The organism is Aureimonas ureilytica DSM 18598 = NBRC 106430 (genome assembly GCF_000382705.1).
In the GTDB taxonomy this organism is placed as follows: Bacteria; Pseudomonadota; Alphaproteobacteria; order Rhizobiales; family Rhizobiaceae; genus Aureimonas; species Aureimonas ureilytica.
Genome location: NZ_ARQE01000001.1, coordinates 21,161 through 40,119, shown reverse-complemented (window position 1 = coordinate 40,119; position 18,959 = coordinate 21,161). Strand labels below are relative to the sequence as shown.

Here is an 18,959-nt window from a genome sequence, read left to right as displayed (position 1 = left end):
CGCCCCCTCTTGCCCTTCACCTGCCGCTCGAATGGCGGCGGATTCAGACCCTTTCTTTCACCCGTCCTGCCGCTCCCAAGGAAACCGATGTCACGCCAGATCGCCGCCCGCAGCCTGATGGTTGCTCTCTTGTCCGCCACCGCCCTGGCGCCCGCCGCCGCCATTCCGGCCCGCGCGCAGGATGCGGCGGCGGTCGTCTCGCCCGAACTCTCACGAGCCCTGTCGAAGGCAGCGGCCTCCGGCGACGCCTCGCTCTTGGCCACCGCCTATGAGAACGCGCGGCTGACGCCGTTTCGCGGCGAGGCCGTGCTGAGCGAAGCCAGGCGCCTTCGCCCCGCGCTCGAAGACGGACTGACGCGTGCGGTCGCGCTCGGCCTCGACCACGCACGGCTCGGCATGGCGTCCTCTACGCCTGGGCCGGTCCTCGAAGGTTCACGCGCCCTGCCGCCCGGCGCGCAGCCGAATGTCGATCTCGCCACGCTGACCGAATTCCAGCGCAACTGGGGTCTCGGCGCCATCGGAGACGACGTGGCGGTGGCACGCGGCCTGACGGGCAAGGGCGTCACGGTCGCGGTGGTGGACACCGGCATCGACCGTCGGCCGGACGGCTCCGTCCATCCCGAATTCGCCGGACGGCTCGACGCCCGTTCCATGTCCTTGCTGCACTGGTTCGATCCGCGCCAGGCCATCGATCAGGACGACGTGAGCGCCGGCTTCGTGCGGGGCAACGCGACCGAGGACCCCGATGGTCACGGAACCCACGTGGCGGGCATTATCGGAGCGGCCGCCGACGGCGCGGGGATGCAGGGTATCGCCCCCGGCGTCAAGCTGCTCAGCGTCGGGTCTCTGCCCTATCTGGCCGATCTCTATAAGAACGAGATCGACGAAGGCGGTAATTTCACGATCAAGGGCGTCCAGTACAACGCCGCCCAACTGGCGACGTGCGGGCCGGCCGTTCTTCGCGATCCCAATGCCTGCGATGCGGCCATAAGCGGTCTCGGTTCCGACCCCACGGCCGCCATCGCCTATCTCGCGACCCAGAACGGCAAGGATCTTCCCGAAGAGGATCGGGTTCGCGTCATCAACGGCTCCTTCGGCCCCAGTCTGAGCCCGGGCGACAAGACCTGGAACACCGGCTCGCTGGACAGCGAAGCGACCGCCGTTCGCGCCTCGCTGAAGGCCGGCCAGATTCTGGTGATCGCGGCGGGCAACGATCGACAGGGTGCGCCCATCGCCGCCGAAAGCCCGTCCGGCATCGGCCTGTTTCCCTTTATCGCGCCCGGCAACGCGTCGCGGACGAACTCGTCCGGCGCGCAGATCTATACGGGGTCCGACACCGCCGACTTCTCGGACATGAACGCGACGGCTCTGGCCAAGGCCGAGGCGCAGGACGGCATCCAGCGCGGTCGCATTCTCGTGGTCGTCGCCACCGACGCCAACAAGCAGATCGCCGACTATTCCAACACATGCGGCGTGGCGGCCGAATGGTGCATCGCCGCGCCCGGCGGCGCCGGCAACGAGACGCAGCGCAACATCTATTCCACCGTTTCGACCGACAGCTACAAGGCGCTGGAGGGAACCTCCATGGCCACGCCGCACGTGGCGGGCGCGGTGGCGGTTCTCATTCAGGCCTTTCCGACCTATACGCCGGCCCAGATCACCAACATCCTTCTGGAAACGGCCGAGGATCTCGGGGATCGCGGCACGGACGCCATTTACGGGCGCGGCTTCCTGCGCCTCGATCGCGCGTTGAACTCGGGGCCCACCACGCTCGATCCGACCATCAAGGGTCCCTATGTCGTGGGCACCGGCCAGACGCCGGGTATGCGCACGGTCTGGACCCTGCCGGTGCAGAGCGACCGCACCTTGAGAAAGGAAGGGGGCGGCACGCTTGAGCTTCTCGGAGACGCCCGCTTCGGCGGCGGTGCCGATGTCGCCGGCGGCGAGTTTCTGGTGGATGGCCGCCTGACGACATCCAACCTGCATGTCTTCAAGGACGCTCGCCTGTCGGGCAACGGCCTCGTCAACGGCAATGTCCTGGTGGACGGCACGCTCTCGCCCGGACGCTCGCCCGGCCTCCTGACGGTGAACGGCAATCTCACGCTGACCGGCACGGCCACGACCCGGATCGAGATCGACGGCGCGGCTCCCGTGGTCGGCGCGGGCGGCTTTGACCGCATCGCGGTCGCCGGGCAGAACCGGACCTTCACCGCCAGCGGCATCCTGCAGCCGGTTCTTCGCGGCATCACCGGCTCCGCCACCAACCGGTTCACGCCCACGCTCGGCCAATCCTTCGCCTTCGTGCAGCTTGAGAACGGTCGGATCGCCGGGTCCTTCTCCGGACTGGCGCAGCCTGCCGCCGGCCTTCTGCCGGGCTCGCGCTTCGACCTGCTCTATGGCCAGCAGACGCTTTCGCTGGTCGCGACGCCCGCCGACTACGCCAATCTCGCCGCGCTCGGGCTGGCGCAGAGCGCCAATGCGCGCTCGCTCGGTCAGGCGATCCAGTCGCTCCGCCCGGCGGCGGGCGTCCGGCCCTCCTCCGCTGCCGCCGGCCTCTTCACCTCGCTCTATCTTGCCGACGCCGGGAGTCTCCAGCGCGGTCTCGAACAGGCCACGGGCCGGGTGCATGTGGATGCGGGACAGACGGCGGTTCGCTCGGTCGGCCGCCTGGCCGACCAGATCGCCATGCGCCAGACCACCGATGCGCTTCATGGCGGAACGCAGGCCGGGGCGACGCGCCTCTGGACCCTTGGCGACACCTCCTATTCCGATGTGTCGGCCTATCGCGTGAAAGGCTATGGCGGCACGTTCGGCATCGAACGGGGCATCGACGACGGCCGGGTGGGCGGCGCGTTCCGCATCGGCCGCGAGGAGGTCCAGTCCTATGCGGCCGGTTCGGCCGACGTGGAGACCTATTCGGGCGCTCTCTATGGATCGCTCGGCAGGAACGGGTTCGACTACGGCGGCTCCGCCGGCCTGTCCTACGGGGAGATCGACACGGCGCGCTCGGTCGGCCTCGGTCTTGGTGGCACGTCCGGCCTGACGAGCCGGGACAAGGGCGTCGGCGGCTTCGTGGAAGGGCGCATCTCGCGCGCCTTCGCTCTGGGCGAGACCACGGTTCTGCCGACGCTCGGCGCCGGCTATCGCACCTTTCGCCGCGACGGCACGAGCGAGGCGGGCTCGGCCTTCGCCCTCTCGACCGACCAGCGCAGTTTCGAGGAAGCCCATGTCACCGCCTCCCTGGGGCTGACGCGCGACTTCACCTTCGAGGGCGGCGTTCTGGTGCGGCCGACCGCCAGTCTCGGCTATCGCGCCGACCTGATCGAGGTCACGCAGACGAGCCGGCAGCAGCTTCTGGGCGTCGGCTTTCCGGTGGCGGGCGTGGACATCGGTCGCAGCGCCCTTGTCGGCGGCTTGTCGCTGGAAGTCGCGCGCGGCGAGAACGTGTCGTTCACGGCGGCCTACGACGCCGAAATCCGGGAGAACCTGACGGCCCAGGGCGTGTCCGGCACGCTGCGCGTCTCCTGGTAAGCGCCTTCGCAGGCTTCGAGCCCGGCGGCCGGTCCTTCTCGCGGCCCGGCCGCCGGGCTCGGTCGCGAAACGCGGATCGGGGTGCCCGATCCGCGTCCGGCTCTCCTGCTCACTCAGCCCTCAAGGCTGTCTGCGGGCGTTCGGGTTTCGGGCGGGCGAGGGATCGCCCCTTGCCCGTCAGTAGCGCTGCGGCACGTAGAGCTCGCTCGGCAGCGTCTGGCGCTCGTATTCCGGGTTGAACACACGCTCGGGCAGGGTGATCTCCTCGTAGGGCACGTCCTCGTAGGGGATGAGGCTCAGGAGGTGGCTGATGCAGTTGAGGCGGGCGCGCTTCTTGTCGTTGCCCTCCACGATGTACCAGGGCGCCTCGGGAATGCTCGTGCGGGCGAACATGTCCTCCTTGGCCTTGGTGTACTGCTCCCAGCGCACGCGGGACTGAAGGTCCATCGGCGAGAGCTTCCACTGCTTCAAGGGATCGTGGATGCGCATCATGAAGCGCATCTGCTGCTCCTCGTCGGTGATCGAGAACCAGTATTTGACGAGCCGGATGCCGGAGCGCGCCAGCATCCGCTCGAATTCCGGCACGTCCTCGAAGAACTGCTCGACCTCGTCGGGCTTGGCGAAGCCCATGACGCGCTCGACGCCGGCCCGGTTGTACCAGGAGCGGTCGAACAGGACGATCTCGCCGCCCGCCGGCAGATGCGGCACGTAGCGCTGGAAATACCATTGCGTCTTTTCGCGGTCGCTCGGCGCGGGCAGCGCGACGACGCGCACGATGCGCGGATTGAGCCGCTGCGAGATGCGCTTGATGACGCCGCCCTTGCCGGCCGCGTCGCGGCCCTCGAACAGGACGACGACCTTTTCCTTGCGATGGGCGACCCAGTTCTGCAGCTTGATCAGCTCCGACTGGAGGCGCAGGAGCTCGCGGAAATAGCCGAGCCGGTCGAGCGCCTGGGGATGGGCGCTCTTGTAGACCTTGGCGAGTTCGCCCGTGAGGTCCGGGGGCGAAAGCTCCAGCTCGTAATCCTCGTCCAGCGAATCCTCGATCTCGGCCCGCAGCCAGTCGGCCGCCGTCTGGCTTCCGGCCGCCGCGTCGCGCTTCAGGTCTTCGCTGTCCATGTCGATCCTCTTGTTTCCGGAACCCTCGATCCGCGCGGCACCCTGCCGCAACTCGGTGACATCCGTTTGGCGGGCGCGGTCGGCGCCCGGTGAGATCAGGGAAGGGCCGGCTCGGGCACGAGGCGGGCGCGGATCGCCGCGCCGTCGCGGCCGGGCGGCGCGCCGAACAGGCGGCGATAGTCGCGGCTGAACTGAGAGGCGCTCTCGTAGCCGACCGCATAGCCGACGCTCGCCACTTCCTCGGCCGCCATCAGCCGGCGCCGCGCTTCCTGAAGGCGCACCTGCTTCTGGAACTGCACGGGCGAGAGCGTGGTCGCCGCCTTGAAATGGCGGTGGAAGCCGGACACGCTCATGCCCGCCAGCCGCGCCAGATCGGCGACGCGCAGCGGCTCGGCATGATGGGCGCGGATAAAGGCGCAGGCGCGCGCGACGCGCGCCGTCTGGCTGTCCTTCGCCCCGATCTGGCGCAGGAGGGGCGCCAAGCTTCCCTGCAGGAGCCGCCACACGATCTCGCGCCGGACGAGCGGCTCCAGAACCGGCCGGTCGCGCGGGTTGTCGAGCAGCTCCAGAAGTCGCCTGAGAGGATCGAACAAGGCCGGGTCCGCCCGCCCGACCCCGAGCGCCTCCACGCCGGGTGCGGCGTCCAGCGCCTCGGCCTGTTCGGCGAGAAGCGTCGCGACCTCCTGGGGCGGGATGGCCAGACTCAGCGCCAGATAGGGCGCGTCCGGCGTGCCCTGCGTGATGCGCGCCGTCACGGGCACGTCGAGCGAGGCGATGAGCCCGTCGCCCGCGCGGTAGCGAAAGGCGTTGGACCCGAGCATCGAGACCTTCGCGCCTTGCACCACCAGGCAGAAGGAGGGGCGATAGACCGAGCGGATCAGGCCGCTCGGCTCGCGCGCGAGACTGAGCAGCAAGCCGTCCATCGGGGTTTCCCGGCCAAAGCGCAGGAACTGCCGTTCGAGAAGCGGGGCGAGGTCGGCGAGCGTGGTCATGCCCCCTGTCTACGCCAGCGGCGCGCCGCGCGCATCCGCCGCCCGCACGCTTTGAGAGGATCGGGCAAGAGCTTGAGAGGATCGGCGTCGCGCTCCCAGGTCTTCGCGCCCTAGCTTCGACCCCATCGAAACTTCCCACAGGAGACACGCCATGCGGATGCGTTCACTCGGCCGGAGCGGCCTTTTCGTCTCGGAACTGTGCCTGGGCACCATGACCTTCGGCGGTAGCGAGGGAATGTGGAGCCAGATCGGGCAGCTCGGCCAGAGCGAGGCCGACGCGCTCGTGAAGACCGCGCTCGACGCCGGCATCAATTTCATCGACACGGCCAATGTCTATGCGGGCGGAGAGAGCGAGCGCATTCTCGGCCGCTCGCTGAAGAATCTCGGGGTCGCGCGCGACGATGTCGTGATCGCGACCAAGGTGCTCGGACCCATGGGCGCGGGCCCGAACGCGCGCGGCGCCTCGCGCTCCCATATCCTTTCCCAGTGCAAGCAGAGCCTCGGGCGGCTCGGGCTGGACCATATCGACCTCTACCAGATCCACGGATTCGACAAGGCCGTGCCGATCGAGGAAACCCTGGAGGCGCTGGACACGCTCGTGCGCCATGGGCATGTGCGCTATCTCGGCCTGTCCAACTGGGCGGCCTGGCAGGTGATGAAGGCGGTCGGCATCGCCGAGATGCGCCGCCTGGCGCCGATCCTGTCGCTTCAGGCCTATTACACGCTGGTCGGCCGCGATCTCGAACGCGACATCGCGCCCATGCTCCGGTCGGAAGACATCGGCCTCATGGTCTGGAGCCCGCTTGCGGGCGGCTATCTCTCCGGCAAATACGACGGCGAGGGCAAGGCGGCGGACGGGCGGCGCGCGACCTTCGACTTCCCGCCGGTGGATCGCACGCGCGGCAGCGCCGTGATCGCGGCCATGCGCGAGGTGGCGGAAAGCCGGGGCTGCACCGTGGCGCAGGTCGCCCTTAGCTGGCTCCTGCATCAGGACGTCGTCACCAGCGTCATCATCGGCGCCAAGCGGCCGGAGCAGCTCGCCGACAATATCGCGGCGACGAAGGTCGAGCTCGATGCGGGCGATCTCGCCAAGCTCGACGCCGTGTCGCGCCTGCCGGCCGAATATCCCGGCTGGATGCTGGAGCGCCAGGGCGCCTATCGCGCCTGAGGGCTGCGGAGAGCGCAGGGGGCGGACTTCGGTCCGCCCCTCAGGCGCCGATATCGCTGCCCTTGCGCATCTGGCAGCCGGTGATCTTCAGGGAGCCGTCGGGCTGGCGCTCCAGCGTGTAGCTGGCGATCCAGCTCTGACCGTCGGTGTCCGACAGGAAGACCTCCTGCCGAAGCCCCGCGCCTTCCGGCTTCAAGGGGCCGAAGGTGACGTTGCGGGCCCGATGCACGGCGGGATAGGCCTTCGCCACCATGCCGATGAAGATGTCGGGCGAAGGGAACAGGCGCTGGATGTTGGGCGCGGCATAGGAATAGGCCCGCGCTCCGTCGTCCGCGCGAAAGGCGTCGAGCTGCGCGCCGATCGCGGCCCGCGCGTCGCCCGCGTCGTCGGCGAGCGCCGGGGCGGCCAGCCCAGGCAGGGCGAGCGCTGCGAGGGCGAGAAGTCCAAGGAAAGCGCGGCGCATGAGATACCTCCTTCCAGGGAAGGCCGTCAGCATCAGCCGCAAATTTGCGTCCCGCAAGCGCCATCTTGACGCGGCGGAGGCGAGGCGGGGCGCGACCCCCGCCCGCGCCGTCGCTCAGCCCGCCAGAACGTCCTTGGACGCCACCGTGGAATCGGCGTTCAGCTTGTAGACGATGGGCACGCCCGTCGCGAGTTCCTGCGCGACGATCTCCTCGCCCGTCAGGCCGTCCAGCGCCATGATCAGCGCGCGCAGCGAATTGCCGTGCGCGGCGACGATCACCGTGCCGCCGTTGAGAACATGCGGCTGGATGCGGTGGATGTAATAGGGCCAGACGCGGGCGCCCGTGTCCTTCAGCGACTCGCCGCCCGGAGGGGGCACGTCGTAGGAGCGGCGCCAGACATGGACCTGCTCCTCGCCCCACTTGGCGCGGGCGTCGTCCTTGTTGAGGCCCGACAGATCGCCATAGTCGCGCTCGTTCAGCGCCTGATCGCGGATCGTCTCCAGGTCCTCCTGGCCGAGCTCGGCCTGGATGAGCTTCAGCGTGCGCTGGGCGCGCGACAGGGCGCTGGTGAAGGCGATGTCGAAATGGAGGCCGGCCGCCTTGAGGCGCTGACCGGCCGCGCTCGCTTCCTTCACGCCGAGGTCCGTCAGGTCCGGGTCGCGCCAGCCGGTGAAGAGGTTCTTGAGGTTCCAGTCGCTCTGGCCGTGGCGGACGAGCACGAGGGTGCGGGACATGAAGGCGAACTCCCTTGGTGGACGAGATGGGGACGAGGTGGGGATAAGCTGTGGACCGCCGCGTCAGAAGCCGAGAACGTGGCGCATGGAATAAAGGCCCGGCGCCTGGCCGCGCGCCCAGAGCGCGGCGCGCACCGCCCCGCGCGCGAAGATGGCGCGGTCCTCGGCGCGATGGCCGAGCTCGATGCGCTCGCCCTCGCCGGCCAGGATCACCTGATGCTCGCCGACCACCGAGCCGCCGCGCAGCGTCGCGAAGCCGATCGTGCCGGCCTCGCGCGCGCCGGTATGCCCGTCGCGCACGCGCACGGACGTGTCCTTCAGCGCCACCGCGCGACCCGCCGCCGCCGCTTCGCCGAGGAGCAGCGCCGTGCCGGAGGGCGCGTCCACCTTGTGGCGGTGGTGCATTTCCAGGATTTCGATGTCGAACGCATCGGGTCCGAGCGCGCGTGCCGCCTGTTCGGCAAGAACGGCGAGGAGATTGACGCCGAGGCTCATATTGCCGGATTTCACGATCCGCGCGCCGGCGCTGGCGCTTTGCGCAATCGCCGCGTCGTCCTCGGCCGAGCAGCCGGTCGTGCCGATGACGTGGACGAGACCGCGCCGCGCCGCTTCGCGGGCCACCGCGACGCTGGAGGCGGGGGCGGTGAAGTCGATCACGCCGTCCGCGCCATCGAGCGCGGCACCGAGATCGCTCGAAACCCGAACGCCCAGATGCCCGCTCGCGGCGAGTTCCCCGCAATCGCTGCCGAGCGCCAGCGATCCCTCGCGCTCGATGGCGGCGAAGACCCTGGCGCCCTCGGTTTCCTTGACGACGCGCACCAGCGTGCGGCCCATGCGACCGGCAGCGCCGAGGATCACCAGCTTCATCGGCTCGCTCATGGCAAGGTCTCCGGTTCTCTCGTTTCCGATGCGTCCGCCGCGCCCTGGAAGCCGTGCAGGCGGGCATAGAGGCCGTTCGGCCGGGCCAGGAGCTCGGAATGCGTGCCGCTTTCCGCGATCCGGCCGCGATCCACGACGAGGATCTGGTCGGCGCCGACGATGGTGGACAGGCGGTGGGCGACGACCACCACGGTGCGGTCGCGCATCGCGGTTTCGAGCGCGCGCTGCACCAGCACCTCGGAGCGCGTGTCGAGCGCCGAGGTCGCTTCGTCGAGAAGCAGGATCGGCGCGTTGCGCACGAGCGCCCGGGCGATCGACAGGCGCTGGCGCTGGCCGCCCGAGAGGGTCACGCCGTTTTCGCCGACGGGGGTCTCGTAGCCGAGCGGCTGGGCGAGAATGAACTCCTCGGCCTGCGCCTGACGCGCGGCCTCCTCGACCTCGGCGTCGGAGGCTTCCGGCCGGCCGAAGCGGATATTGTCGCGGATCGAGCCCTCGAAGAGGGTCGGGCTCTGCGGCACATAGGCGATCGACTGGCGCAGCGACTGCTTGGTGACGGTCGCGATATCCGTTCCGTCGATCAGGATGCGCCCCGCCGACGTGTCGTAGAAGCGCTCGATCAGGGCGATGATCGTGGACTTGCCGCCGCCCGACGCGCCGACCAGCGCCGTGGTCTTGCCGGCGGGGGCCACCAGCGAAAGATCGCGCAGGACGGGCTCGTCGGCATGGTAGCCGAAGGAGACGGTCTCGAAGCGGATCTCGCCGCCCGAAACGGTGAGGGCCTTGGCGCCCGGCGCGTCCGGCTGGCGCGGCGTCTCGTCGAGGATCTCGTAGATCATGCGCACGTTGACCAGCGCGCGCTCCATCTGCACCTGGAGCTTGGCGAGGCGCCGAGCCGGGTCGTAGGCCAGAAGCAGCGCCGTGATGAAGGCGAACATGGAGCCCGGCGAATAGCCGTAGACGATGGAGCGATAGCCCGACCAGGCGATCACGGCGGCGACCGCGATTCCCGCCACCGTCTCGGTGATCGGGCCGGAGCGCTCGGTGATGACGGCGATGCGGTTGGAGCGCTCCTCGGCCTTTTCGATCAGGTCGTCCGTGCGGGCGCGCAGGAGCTTTTCCATGGTGAAGGCCTTCACCACCTGAATGCCCTGCGCCGCTTCCTGCATGGAGCCGAGGACGCGCGAGTTGAGGTCGATCGACTGGCGCGTCGCCTTGCGCAGCTTGCGCGACAGGCGCGAGATCATGATGGCGATCGGCGGGCCGGCGGTGAGCGCGATCAGCGACAGGACCCAGTCCTGCCAGACCATGGCGAAGATCAGGAAGATCAGGGTCAGAAGATCGCGCGCCAGCGAGGTGACGGTGAGGTTCAGCGTGTCGCGCACGCCCGAGACGTTCTGGTTGATGCGCGCGGCGAGCTGGGCCGAGCGCGTGTCGCCGAAGAAGTCCACCGAAAGCTCGGTCAGATGGGCGAAGAGCCGGCGCTGGTAGCGCGCCACGACGTCGTTGCCGATCCGCGCCAGGATGACGCCCTGCCCATAGGAGGCGATGCCGCGCAGGAAGAAGGCGAGGAAGATCGCGATCGGCAGCGTGAACAGCACGGCCCGGTTGCCGGCGACGAAGATCTCGTCGATCACGTCGCGCATCACCCAGGCCATGAAGGCCGTGGTCAGCGCCACGACCACGAGGCAGAGGACAGCCACGGCATAGCCGCCGACATGCTCGCGCCCGTTCTCGGCGATCACGCGGCGCAGGAGCGTCAGGGCCTCGCCCCGCTCGCGGGGTTCGGACAGGGAAAGACTGGTCTTCGTCAAGGATCGGCCGGCCGGTTCATCGTCGGCTCGCTCTATAGCCGTTGCCGCCGCCCCTGCCTACCGGGCGGCGGTGCGAAGCGTGTCTCACCGCCGCCAGCGGCGGTTGACGGTCTCGAGCCCGTAGAAGCGGGGCGCGCGGGCGAAGGTGGCCAGACCCGCGAGAGCGGCGAGCGGCAGGGTGATGGCGAAGAGCGGCACTTCGCGCAGAAGCGCCGAATGGGGCGCCTTGTCCTCGAAGGCGGCGCGCATGGCGGCCTTGTCCACGAAGGGCGCGATATGGCCGAAAATGCCGCCCGCGATATAGACGCCGCCGCGCGCCATGAAGAGGAGGGCGAGATCGCCCGCGACGCGCCCGAGATAGGTGCCGAAGAGCTGGATCGCCTCGCGCGCGACCGCGTCGCCCGCCCCGGCCGCCGCCGTGACGCTGGCGGGCGTATGCGGCTCGGGCTCGCGCCCGTCGGCGCGCGAGAGCGCGTTGTAGAGATTGACGAGGCCGCGCCCGCACAGGACCTGCTCGGCCGAAACGCGGCCCTCGATCGTCTCCAGATGTGGCCAGAGCGCGAGGTCGCGCGCGGTGCGCGGGCCGAGGTCGATATGCCCGCCTTCGCCCGCCACGGGAATCCACATGCGCTTGGCCCGCACGAGGCCGGCGACGCCGAGCCCGGTGCCGGGGCCGAGCACGACGCGCGCCCCTTCGCCCATCGTGCCGGGATGGCCGATCGCCTCGCGGCCGGCTTCCGGCAGGGCGGACACGGCGAGCGCCTGCGCCTCGAAATCGTTGACCAGGATGATCTCGTCGAAGCCGAGATCGGAAATCAGCTTTCGGGGACGCACCACCCAATGGCAGTTCGTCAGCTCGATCTCCTCGCCCCGGATCGGCCCGGCCAGCGCCAGAACCGCCGAGCGCGGCTGGATCGAGGTCTTGTCGAGGACGCAGGCCTGGATCGCGTCGTCGATATTGGGAAAGTCGGCCGTCTGCACCACCGGAAAGGGGCGCGGCTCGGCGAAGGCGTCGACCAGAAGGGCGAACCGGGCATTGGTGCCCCCGATGTCGCCGATCAGGATCGGAAACTTCAGCGTTTCGGCGGATTCGTGAGTCGGAGTCATGCCGGACCGATTTCAATCGTTTGAAGACGCCGAGCCATAGCATCGCAGGATGCCGGGAAAAAGACGGTGGCGGCGCGCGCCGGTGCGAAGGCGCGGCCAGACCGCGCCTTCGAACGCTCCCTTCAGTTCGCCGGGCGGAAGCGCGGCATGGGCAGCGCCTTGGCGGGCGAGGGCGAAGCGGCCGGCGCGCTGGCGGAGGGCTGCGGCGCGAAGGCGGGCGCGCGCTGCGAGCCGTCGTCGAACTCGTCCGCCATCGCGGCCGGGGCCGGGGCAAGGGCAGCGGCGGGCGGTGGCGGAGCCAGGCTCGGCTCGGGGAGGCTCGGCGCGGGCGAGGCGGCCATCACCGCGCCGCCCTTCCCCGCCGGCTGGTTCAGAACCGCGTTGCAGGCCTTGGGCAGGGCCGACAGGAAGATCGGAGGCGGCTTCTTCCAAGGCTTGGCATTGGGCGGCGGCGGGCGCAGCGCCACGTTGAACCACCAGTCGAGCTTGTCGCAGCCATCGCCCGAGCCGGTGGATTCCTGCGGCTTGCAGTTGGGCGAGCCCGGCTGGCATTCCATGCGGACGTGGAAGTGATAGTCGTGCCCGAACATCGGGCGCACCTTGTTGAGCCAGCCGCGATCGCGCCCGGCGGTCTTGCAGAGCTGCTCCTTGATGCCGGGATGCACGAAGATGCGCTCGACCTCCGGCTCCTGCGCGGCGGTGCGGATGAGCTTCAGCATCTCCGGCCGCCAGCGCGACAGGTCGATCCGATTGGTGCGCTTGTCGATCACCGAGGGCAGGGGCATCGTATCGCGTTCGTGCGGGCTCAGGCGGCGCGTCGGCATTTCGGTGAGATAGATGTCGGCGTCGAGGCCGATCTGGTGCGAGGCGTGGCCGTCCTTCATCGGGCCGCCGCGCGGCTGCGCCATGTCGCCGAACAGAAGCCCGCGCCAGTTGGCCTCCCGCTTGGCGTCGGCCGACAGGCGCTGGAGCAGCCGGATCATGGCGGGATGGGCATAGGCGCGGTCGCGCGAGGGCTTCATCACCTGCCAGGTCGGCCCGTCCTTGGGCATGGCCATGCCGCCGGCGAGACACCCTTTGGAATAGAAGCCGATGCTCTGGGCCGGGCCGGCGCTGGGGCTCGTCTCGGCGCCGAACAGATCCTTGGCGGCCGGCTGCGCCGCGGCCGGGCCGGCGAGCGCCGAGACGACCCCGAGCGCGGCGAGCGACAGGCGTGGGCGAGATCCAAGCTTCATCCAAAAACCCTCCGGGCCGGCACCGGCCACGCGCCGGTGGCCAGAGCCAAGCCGGACGGATCGGCCGAAACTAAGGCAAAGGGATGGACCGGGGCTTGCGAGCGGCGGGCTTCGCTTGAGGGCTCCGCCTCAGACCGCCTCAGACCGCCTTAGACCGCCACGGTGCCGCCGCCCGCCTCGTGCGAGCGGTAGAAGGCGTCGATCACCCGCTGGTTGAGGATCGACTCCTCCAGCGAGAACAGGGGGTCCGAGCCGCCCGCCACGCGCCGCGCGAAGGCTTCGGCCTGGAGCCGGTACTGGTCCGCCGCGCCGAAGCGGGCGGTTTCCGCGCGGCCATGCGAGCGGTCGTGCCAATGCACGGCGCTCTGGGCGTAGAGCCCGGCATTGAAGGCGCCGTCCACCTCGATGAACCCGTCCGTGCCGTGGAACACCATGGTCTGGCGCGCCGCCATCTGCGTCGACACGTAGAAGCTCAGGCGGAAATCCGCGAAGTCCACCGAGCAGTCGGCGAACATGTCGGTGCCGAATGTCGGGTCGCGCTCGATCGTCGCGCGGGCCGAGAGCGCTTCCGTGCCGGTGGCGAGCCGCGTGGTCACGACCGGATACACGCCGATATCGGGCAGCGCGCCGCCGCCGAGCTCGATCTGGTTGCGCATGTTGGCGGGATCGACATTGTAATAGGAGAAGGCGCCCTGCACGTGGCGCAGACGCCCGATGCGCCCTTGCGCGATCCAGTCGCGCACCAGCGCCCATTGCGGGTGGTAGCGCACCATGAAGGCCTCGGCCACCTCCACGCCCGCTCTGTCGCGGGCGGCGATCAGCGGCTCGATGTCCTCGGCGCGCAGCGCCAGCGGCTTTTCCACCAGAACATGCTTGCCGGCCTCGATCGCGCGGCGCGCCCATTCCACATGCTGGCTGGTCGGCAGGGGAATATAGACCGCGTCCACCTCGGGGCTTGCCAGAAGCGCGTCGTAGGAGCCGAAGGCGTGGCGCGCGCCGAAATGCCGCGCGAGGTCCTCCGCCCGCGACAGGTCGCGGCTGGCGATGGCCGACAGCACGCAGCCTTCCGCCTTCACGATCCCCGGAATGACCTGCTCGCGCGCGATCTTCGCGCCCGACAGAATGCCCCAACGCAACATGGCTATGCCTCCCGAAATGAAGAAAGGCCCGCGCGGGGCGGGCCTTGGATGGCTTTAGGCGCGCAGCGTGCCGCCGGTCGCCTTGGTGACGGCGGCGACGATCTTGTTCGACACCGCGTCGAGATCCTCGTCGGTCAGGGTGCGGTCGGCCGGCTTCAGCGTCACCTCGATGGCGATGGACTTGCGCCCTTCGCCGAGCGCCGCGCCCTCGAAGATATCGAACACGCGGACCTCGCCGATCAGCTTCTTGTCGGCGCCCTCGGCCGCGCGCACGAGCTTGATCGCCTCGACTTCGGACGGCACCACGAAGGCGAAGTCGCGCCGCACCGGCTGGAAGCTCGACAGTTGCAGCACCGGCTTGGTGCGCGTCGCCTTGCGCTTGGGCTCGGGCGCCTCGTCCAGGAAGACCTCGAACCCGGCATAGGCGCCGTTGAGGTCGAGGCTTTTCAGAACGCGCGGATGGAACTCGCCGAACTCGGCCAGAACCGTCTTCGGCCCCATCTTGATGCGGCCCGAGCGGCCGGGGTGATACCAGTCGCTGGCCGGCGTCTCGAACTGGAGCCGCTCGGCGGGAACGCCGATCGCTTCCAGCGCGGCGATGGCGTCGGCCTTGGCGTCGAACACGCCGACCGGGGCCGCATGGCCGCTCCAGTCGCGGCCCGCGCCGCCGAGACCCGCCGTGCCGCGACGCACGCCGCCCGCCACGCGCCGCTGCCCGTCCGGCTCGACGGAGCGGTAGATCGCGCCGACTTCGAAGAGGGCCGTGTCGCCGAAGCCGCGCTGGGCGTTGCGCTGCGCCGCCTGAAGAAGGTTCGGCAGAAGCGAGGGGCGCATGTCCGAAAGATCGGCCGCGATCGGGTTTTCGAGCTTCAGCGCCGGCGTGCCGCCGCCGAAGGCCTCGGCCGCCGAGGCCGACAGGAACGAGTAGGTGACGGCCTCGTTGAGCCCGCGCGCGGCGAGCGTGCGGCGCGCGGCGCGGTCGCGCAGCTGCGCCTGCGTCAGGATGCGCCCGTTGACGCCGGACAGGCGCGGCAAGGGCTGCGGCTCGATATGGTCCACGCCGACGAGACGCATGACCTCTTCCACGAGATCGGCCTTGCCCTCGATATCCGGCCGCCAGGACGGCGCGGTGACGCGGGCGCGCGCCTCGCCCTCGCGCTCCACGGTGAAGCCGAGCGTTTCGAGAAGCGCGATCTGCCTGTCGGTCTCGACCTCGAGGCCGGTCAGGCGCTTCACCTCGGTGAAGGGGAAGTCGAACTGCCGGGGCTCGAAGGGCGCGAGCTTGGCGACGGTGCGGCGCGTCGGCGCGCCGCCGCACAGGTCGAGCACGAGGCGGGTCGCCAGATCGAGGCCCGGCTCGATCAGGAACGGATCGACGCCGCGCTCGAAGCGATAGCGCGCGTCGGTGATGATGCCCAGGGAGCGGCCGGCGCGGGCGATGTCGATCGGCTCCCAATTGGCCGATTCGATGAGAACGTCGGTGGTGGTCTCGTCGCAGCCCGAAGCCTCGCCGCCCATGATGCCGCCGATCGACTCGGCGCCATGCTCGTCGGCGACGACGCAGACGCTCGGATCGAGCGTGTAGGTCTTGCCGTTGAGCCCTGCGAGTTCCTCGCCGGGCTTGGCCGCGCGCACGGTGAGGTCGCCCGTCACCTTCTTCGCGTCGAACACGTGAAGCGGGCGGCCCCGGTCGAAGGTGATGTAATTGGTGATGTCCACCAGCGCGTTGATCGGGCGAAGGCCGATGGCGCGCAGGCGCTTCTGCATCCACTCGGGCGAGGGGCCGTTCTTGACGCCGCGCACGAGCCGCAGCGCGAAGCCCCGGCAGGTCGCGCTCTCGACATGCACCGCGACCGGGCAGTCGCCCTCGCCCTCGATGCGCTCGACGGCGGGCGTCTTAAGCCGGCCGAGGCCGGAGGCGGCCAGATCGCGCGCGATGCCGGCGACGCCCGTCGCATCCGGGCGGTTCGGCGTCAGGTTGATCTCGATCACCGGATCGGACAGGCCCGCATAGTCGGCGAAGGCGGTGCCGACCGGCGCGGTCTCGGGCAGGTCGATAATGCCGTTGTGCTCGTCGGAGAGTTCGAGCTCGCGCTCCGAGCACATCATGCCGAAGCTCTCGACGCCGCGAATCTTGCCGACGCCGAGCGTCACGTCGAGGCCCGGCACATAGGCGCCCGGCAGGCCGAGAACGCCGACGAGCCCGGCGCGGGCGTTGGGCGCGCCGCACACGACCTGGAGCGGCTTGCCGCCGTTGACGTCCGGGCCGGCATCGACGCTCAGCACCTGGAGCTTGTCGGCGTCCGGGTGGCGCTTGGCGTCGAGCACGCGGGCGATGGTGAAGGGCCGCAGCGCCGCCTTGGTGTCGAGGCTTTCGACCTCGAGGCCGATCGAGGTCAGGCGCTCGGCGATCTCTTCCAGCGTGGCGTCGGTGTCGAGATGGTCCTTCAGCCAGGACAGGGTGAACTTCATGACGGGCCTAACGGAATTGGAAACGGCGGCGGGAAATGCGGCGAAAGAAGAAGGGCTCGGATCAGCGCCCGTCCGCCGCGTCGGCGGCGCGGCGCACGAGGCCGCTGGCATGGACGAAGCGGTAGACCGACAGCGCCACGATGGCGAAGGCGAGTTCAAGCACGACGAGCGTCGCGAACGTGTCGGAACGGTCGAAGGCGAAGCGCACGATCACGACCGGCAGCGCAACGCCGACGCCGAGCGACAGAAGCGTCGCCGGCGTGCCCGGCAGCTTGGCGTAGAACAGGGCGAAGAGCGCCACGGTCACCACGCCGAGAACGTAGAATCCCGGCGAGGTGGCGATGCCGGCAAAGTCGAGCGACAGGAAGAGCCAGCCGAACAGGGCCGTGGCGAGCGTGCCGATCACGCCCCCGGCCAGGACCGAAATCGTCTCCACGACGGCGAAGCGGGCGGTGTCTGCGGCGGTCCGGGCCATGGCGTCCTGTTCTCGTCGGGTTGCGATGTCTAGTTTGCCGGGGCGGACGAACCGCCCCCGTCAGCTCAGCTGCTAAGGCCGCCGAACAGGGTCGGCAGGTCGAGCGGGCGGAACCCGTAATGCTCGATCCAGCGCGAGTCGGCGTCGAAGAAGGCACGCAGATCGGGCATGCCGTATTTCAGCATGGCGATGCGGTCGATGCCCATGCCCCAGGCGAAGCCCTGATACTCGTCGGGGTCGAGCCCGACGCCGCGCAGGACGTTGGGGTGAACCATGCCGCAGCCCAGGATCTCCATCCAGTCCGTGCCCTCGCCGAAGCGCACTTCGGAACCGGAGCGGTCGCACTGGATGTCGACCTCCATGGAGGGCTCGGTGAAGGGGAAGAAGCTCGGCCGGAAGCGCATCCGGAGCGAGGGCACCTCGAAGAAGGCCTTGCAGAACTCGGTCAGCACCCACTTCATGTTGGCGATATTGGCCGACTTGTCGATCACGAGCCCTTCCACCTGGTGGAACATCGGCGTGTGGGTCGCGTCGGAATCCTGCCGGTAGGTCTTGCCGGGGATGACGATGCGGATCGGCGGCCTTTGCGCCTCCATCGTGCGGATCTGCACGGGCGAGGTGTGCGTGCGCAGCAGGCGACGCTCGCCGCCCTCGGGCGCCTGGAGGAAGAACGTGTCGTGCATCTCGCGCGCCGGATGGCCTTCGGGGAAGTTCAGCGCGGTGAAATTGTAATGGTCGGTCTCGATGTCCGGCCCTTCGGCGATCGAGAAACCCATGTCGGCGAAGATCGCGGTGATCTCGTCCACGACCTGGCTGATCGGATGGACGCGCCCGCGCGACAGGGGGCTGGAGCGCAGCGGCAGCGTGACGTCGAGGCGCTCGGCGGCGAGGCGCGCCGAGATGGCAGCCTCCGCCAGCGCGTCGCGCTTCTCGGTGAGGCGGGCCTGGACGCGGTCGCGCAGGCCGTTGAGGCGCGGGCCCTGGTCGCGGCGCTCGTCGGGGCTCATCTTGCCGAGCCCTTTCAGGAGCTCGGAAATCTCGCCCTTCTTGCCGAGCGCGCTGAGGCGCACGGCCTCCAGCGCGGCCTCGTCGGAAGCGGCGTCGATATCCTCGCCGAAGCGCCGTTCGAGCTGGTCGAGATCCGTCACGGCCGTTGAACTCCTTGGAACGGGCGCGGGGCAAACCGCGCCGGGCAGGCTGGGGCGCGCCGGGATGCGCTCTATGGCAGGGCGGGCGGCGCGAACGCGTTTCAGCCGCCTTCCTAGAAGCGCGGACCGGGCGACGCAAGCCTTCGGCCCGCAAAGCGCGCGATGCCGGCGCGCCACGCGAAAAGGCCCGCCCGGGCGGATGCCGGGCGGGCCTTTGGAAAGGCGTCTGGAAAAGCGCTCAAGCGCCGATCAGGCGGCCTGCTTCTCGCCCACGGCGCGCTCGTAAGCGCCCGGGAACTGGCCGTCCTTGATGTAGGCGAGCGCCGTCTTGGCCTGCTCGACCAGGGCCGTGAAGGCCTCGGGCTCGTGGATCGCGATGTCCGACAGGACCTTGCGGTCGACTTCGATCCCGGCCTTGTTCAGACCGTCGATGAAGCGCGCGTAGGTCAGGCCGTGCTCGCGCACGCCAGCGTTGATGCGCTGGATCCAGAGAGCGCGGAAGTTGCGCTTCTTGGCGCGGCGATCGCGCGTGGCGAACTGCTTGGAGCGGTCCACCGCAGCCTTGGCGGCGCGGATCGTGTTCTTGCGACGACCGTAGAAGCCCTTGGCAGCCTTCAGGGTCTTCTTGTGCTTGGCGTGGGACGTAACGCCCCGCTTGACGCGTGCCATGATCTTGTCTCCTTAA

At 69.6% G+C, this 18,959-nt stretch carries 15 protein-coding genes; 2 read left to right on the top strand and 13 right to left on the bottom strand.

Annotated features, from left to right (window positions below):
* Nucleotides 1-87 precede the first annotated feature (87 nt).
* Nucleotides 88-3,531 (top strand): S8 family serine peptidase, encoded by a 3,444-nt coding sequence (locus tag B146_RS0100175; RefSeq protein WP_019994381.1) that lies wholly within the window; start codon nucleotides 88-90, stop codon nucleotides 3,529-3,531.
* A gap of 177 nt (nucleotides 3,532-3,708) precedes the next feature.
* On the opposite strand, the gene ppk2 is transcribed toward B146_RS0100175, so the two are convergent.
* On the bottom strand, nucleotides 3,709-4,650 hold the full coding sequence (ppk2, locus tag B146_RS0100170; protein ID WP_019994380.1) for a polyphosphate kinase 2: 942 nt from the start codon (nucleotides 4,648-4,650) through the stop codon (nucleotides 3,709-3,711).
* A gap of 95 nt (nucleotides 4,651-4,745) precedes the next feature.
* Entirely contained in the window at nucleotides 4,746-5,642 is an 897-nt protein-coding gene (locus B146_RS0100165; protein WP_019994379.1) for an AraC family transcriptional regulator, read from the bottom strand.
* Between the two features lie 151 nt (nucleotides 5,643-5,793).
* Here B146_RS0100165 and B146_RS0100160 point away from each other — a divergent pair, with 151 nt between their 5' ends.
* A complete protein-coding gene (locus B146_RS0100160) occupies nucleotides 5,794-6,810 on the top strand; it encodes an aldo/keto reductase (protein WP_019994378.1) in 1,017 nt (338 codons plus the stop codon).
* A 40-nt stretch (nucleotides 6,811-6,850) separates the two neighbouring features.
* On the opposite strand, the gene B146_RS0100155 is transcribed toward B146_RS0100160, so the two are convergent.
* From B146_RS0100155 to rplT, 11 genes are all read right to left on the bottom strand, one after another.
* Nucleotides 6,851-7,273 carry a DUF4864 domain-containing protein gene (locus B146_RS0100155; protein WP_019994377.1) on the bottom strand — a complete coding sequence of 141 codons (423 nt, stop codon included), beginning with the start codon at nucleotides 7,271-7,273 and terminating at the stop codon, nucleotides 6,851-6,853.
* A gap of 114 nt (nucleotides 7,274-7,387) precedes the next feature.
* The gene (locus tag B146_RS0100150) at nucleotides 7,388-8,008 is read right to left on the bottom strand and encodes a 2,3-bisphosphoglycerate-dependent phosphoglycerate mutase (RefSeq protein WP_019994376.1); all 621 of its coding nucleotides are present in this window, start codon (nucleotides 8,006-8,008) and stop codon (nucleotides 7,388-7,390) included.
* A gap of 63 nt (nucleotides 8,009-8,071) precedes the next feature.
* Complete coding sequence (dapB, locus tag B146_RS0100145) at nucleotides 8,072-8,887, bottom strand: 4-hydroxy-tetrahydrodipicolinate reductase (RefSeq protein WP_019994375.1); 816 nt, start codon at nucleotides 8,885-8,887, stop codon at nucleotides 8,072-8,074.
* On the bottom strand, nucleotides 8,884-10,698 hold the full coding sequence (locus B146_RS0100140; RefSeq protein WP_019994374.1) for an ABC transporter ATP-binding protein: 1,815 nt from the start codon (nucleotides 10,696-10,698) through the stop codon (nucleotides 8,884-8,886). The genes dapB and B146_RS0100140 overlap by 4 nt, the downstream gene beginning before the upstream one ends.
* A gap of 84 nt (nucleotides 10,699-10,782) precedes the next feature.
* Nucleotides 10,783-11,805: a glucokinase gene (locus B146_RS0100135; RefSeq protein WP_019994373.1), complete on the bottom strand. Its 1,023-nt coding sequence runs from the start codon at nucleotides 11,803-11,805 to the stop codon at nucleotides 10,783-10,785.
* Between the two features lie 122 nt (nucleotides 11,806-11,927).
* A complete protein-coding gene (gene mepA, locus B146_RS0100130) occupies nucleotides 11,928-13,040 on the bottom strand; it encodes a penicillin-insensitive murein endopeptidase (protein WP_019994372.1) in 1,113 nt (370 codons plus the stop codon).
* A 149-nt stretch (nucleotides 13,041-13,189) separates the two neighbouring features.
* Nucleotides 13,190-14,179, bottom strand: coding sequence for a Gfo/Idh/MocA family protein (locus B146_RS0100125; protein WP_019994371.1), 990 nt, complete (start codon nucleotides 14,177-14,179; stop codon nucleotides 13,190-13,192).
* A gap of 54 nt (nucleotides 14,180-14,233) precedes the next feature.
* Entirely contained in the window at nucleotides 14,234-16,651 is a 2,418-nt protein-coding gene (gene pheT, locus B146_RS0100120; RefSeq protein ID WP_019994370.1) for a phenylalanine--tRNA ligase subunit beta, read from the bottom strand.
* A 61-nt stretch (nucleotides 16,652-16,712) separates the two neighbouring features.
* The gene (locus tag B146_RS0100115; RefSeq protein WP_019994369.1) at nucleotides 16,713-17,126 is read right to left on the bottom strand and encodes a hypothetical protein; all 414 of its coding nucleotides are present in this window, start codon (nucleotides 17,124-17,126) and stop codon (nucleotides 16,713-16,715) included.
* A 65-nt stretch (nucleotides 17,127-17,191) separates the two neighbouring features.
* Nucleotides 17,192-18,274: a phenylalanine--tRNA ligase subunit alpha gene (pheS, locus tag B146_RS0100110; protein ID WP_019994368.1), complete on the bottom strand. Its 1,083-nt coding sequence runs from the start codon at nucleotides 18,272-18,274 to the stop codon at nucleotides 17,192-17,194.
* Between the two features lie 249 nt (nucleotides 18,275-18,523).
* Nucleotides 18,524-18,943, bottom strand: a complete 420-nt coding sequence (gene rplT, locus B146_RS0100105; protein ID WP_019994367.1) for a 50S ribosomal protein L20 — start codon at nucleotides 18,941-18,943, stop codon at nucleotides 18,524-18,526.
* Nucleotides 18,944-18,959 lie beyond the last annotated feature (16 nt).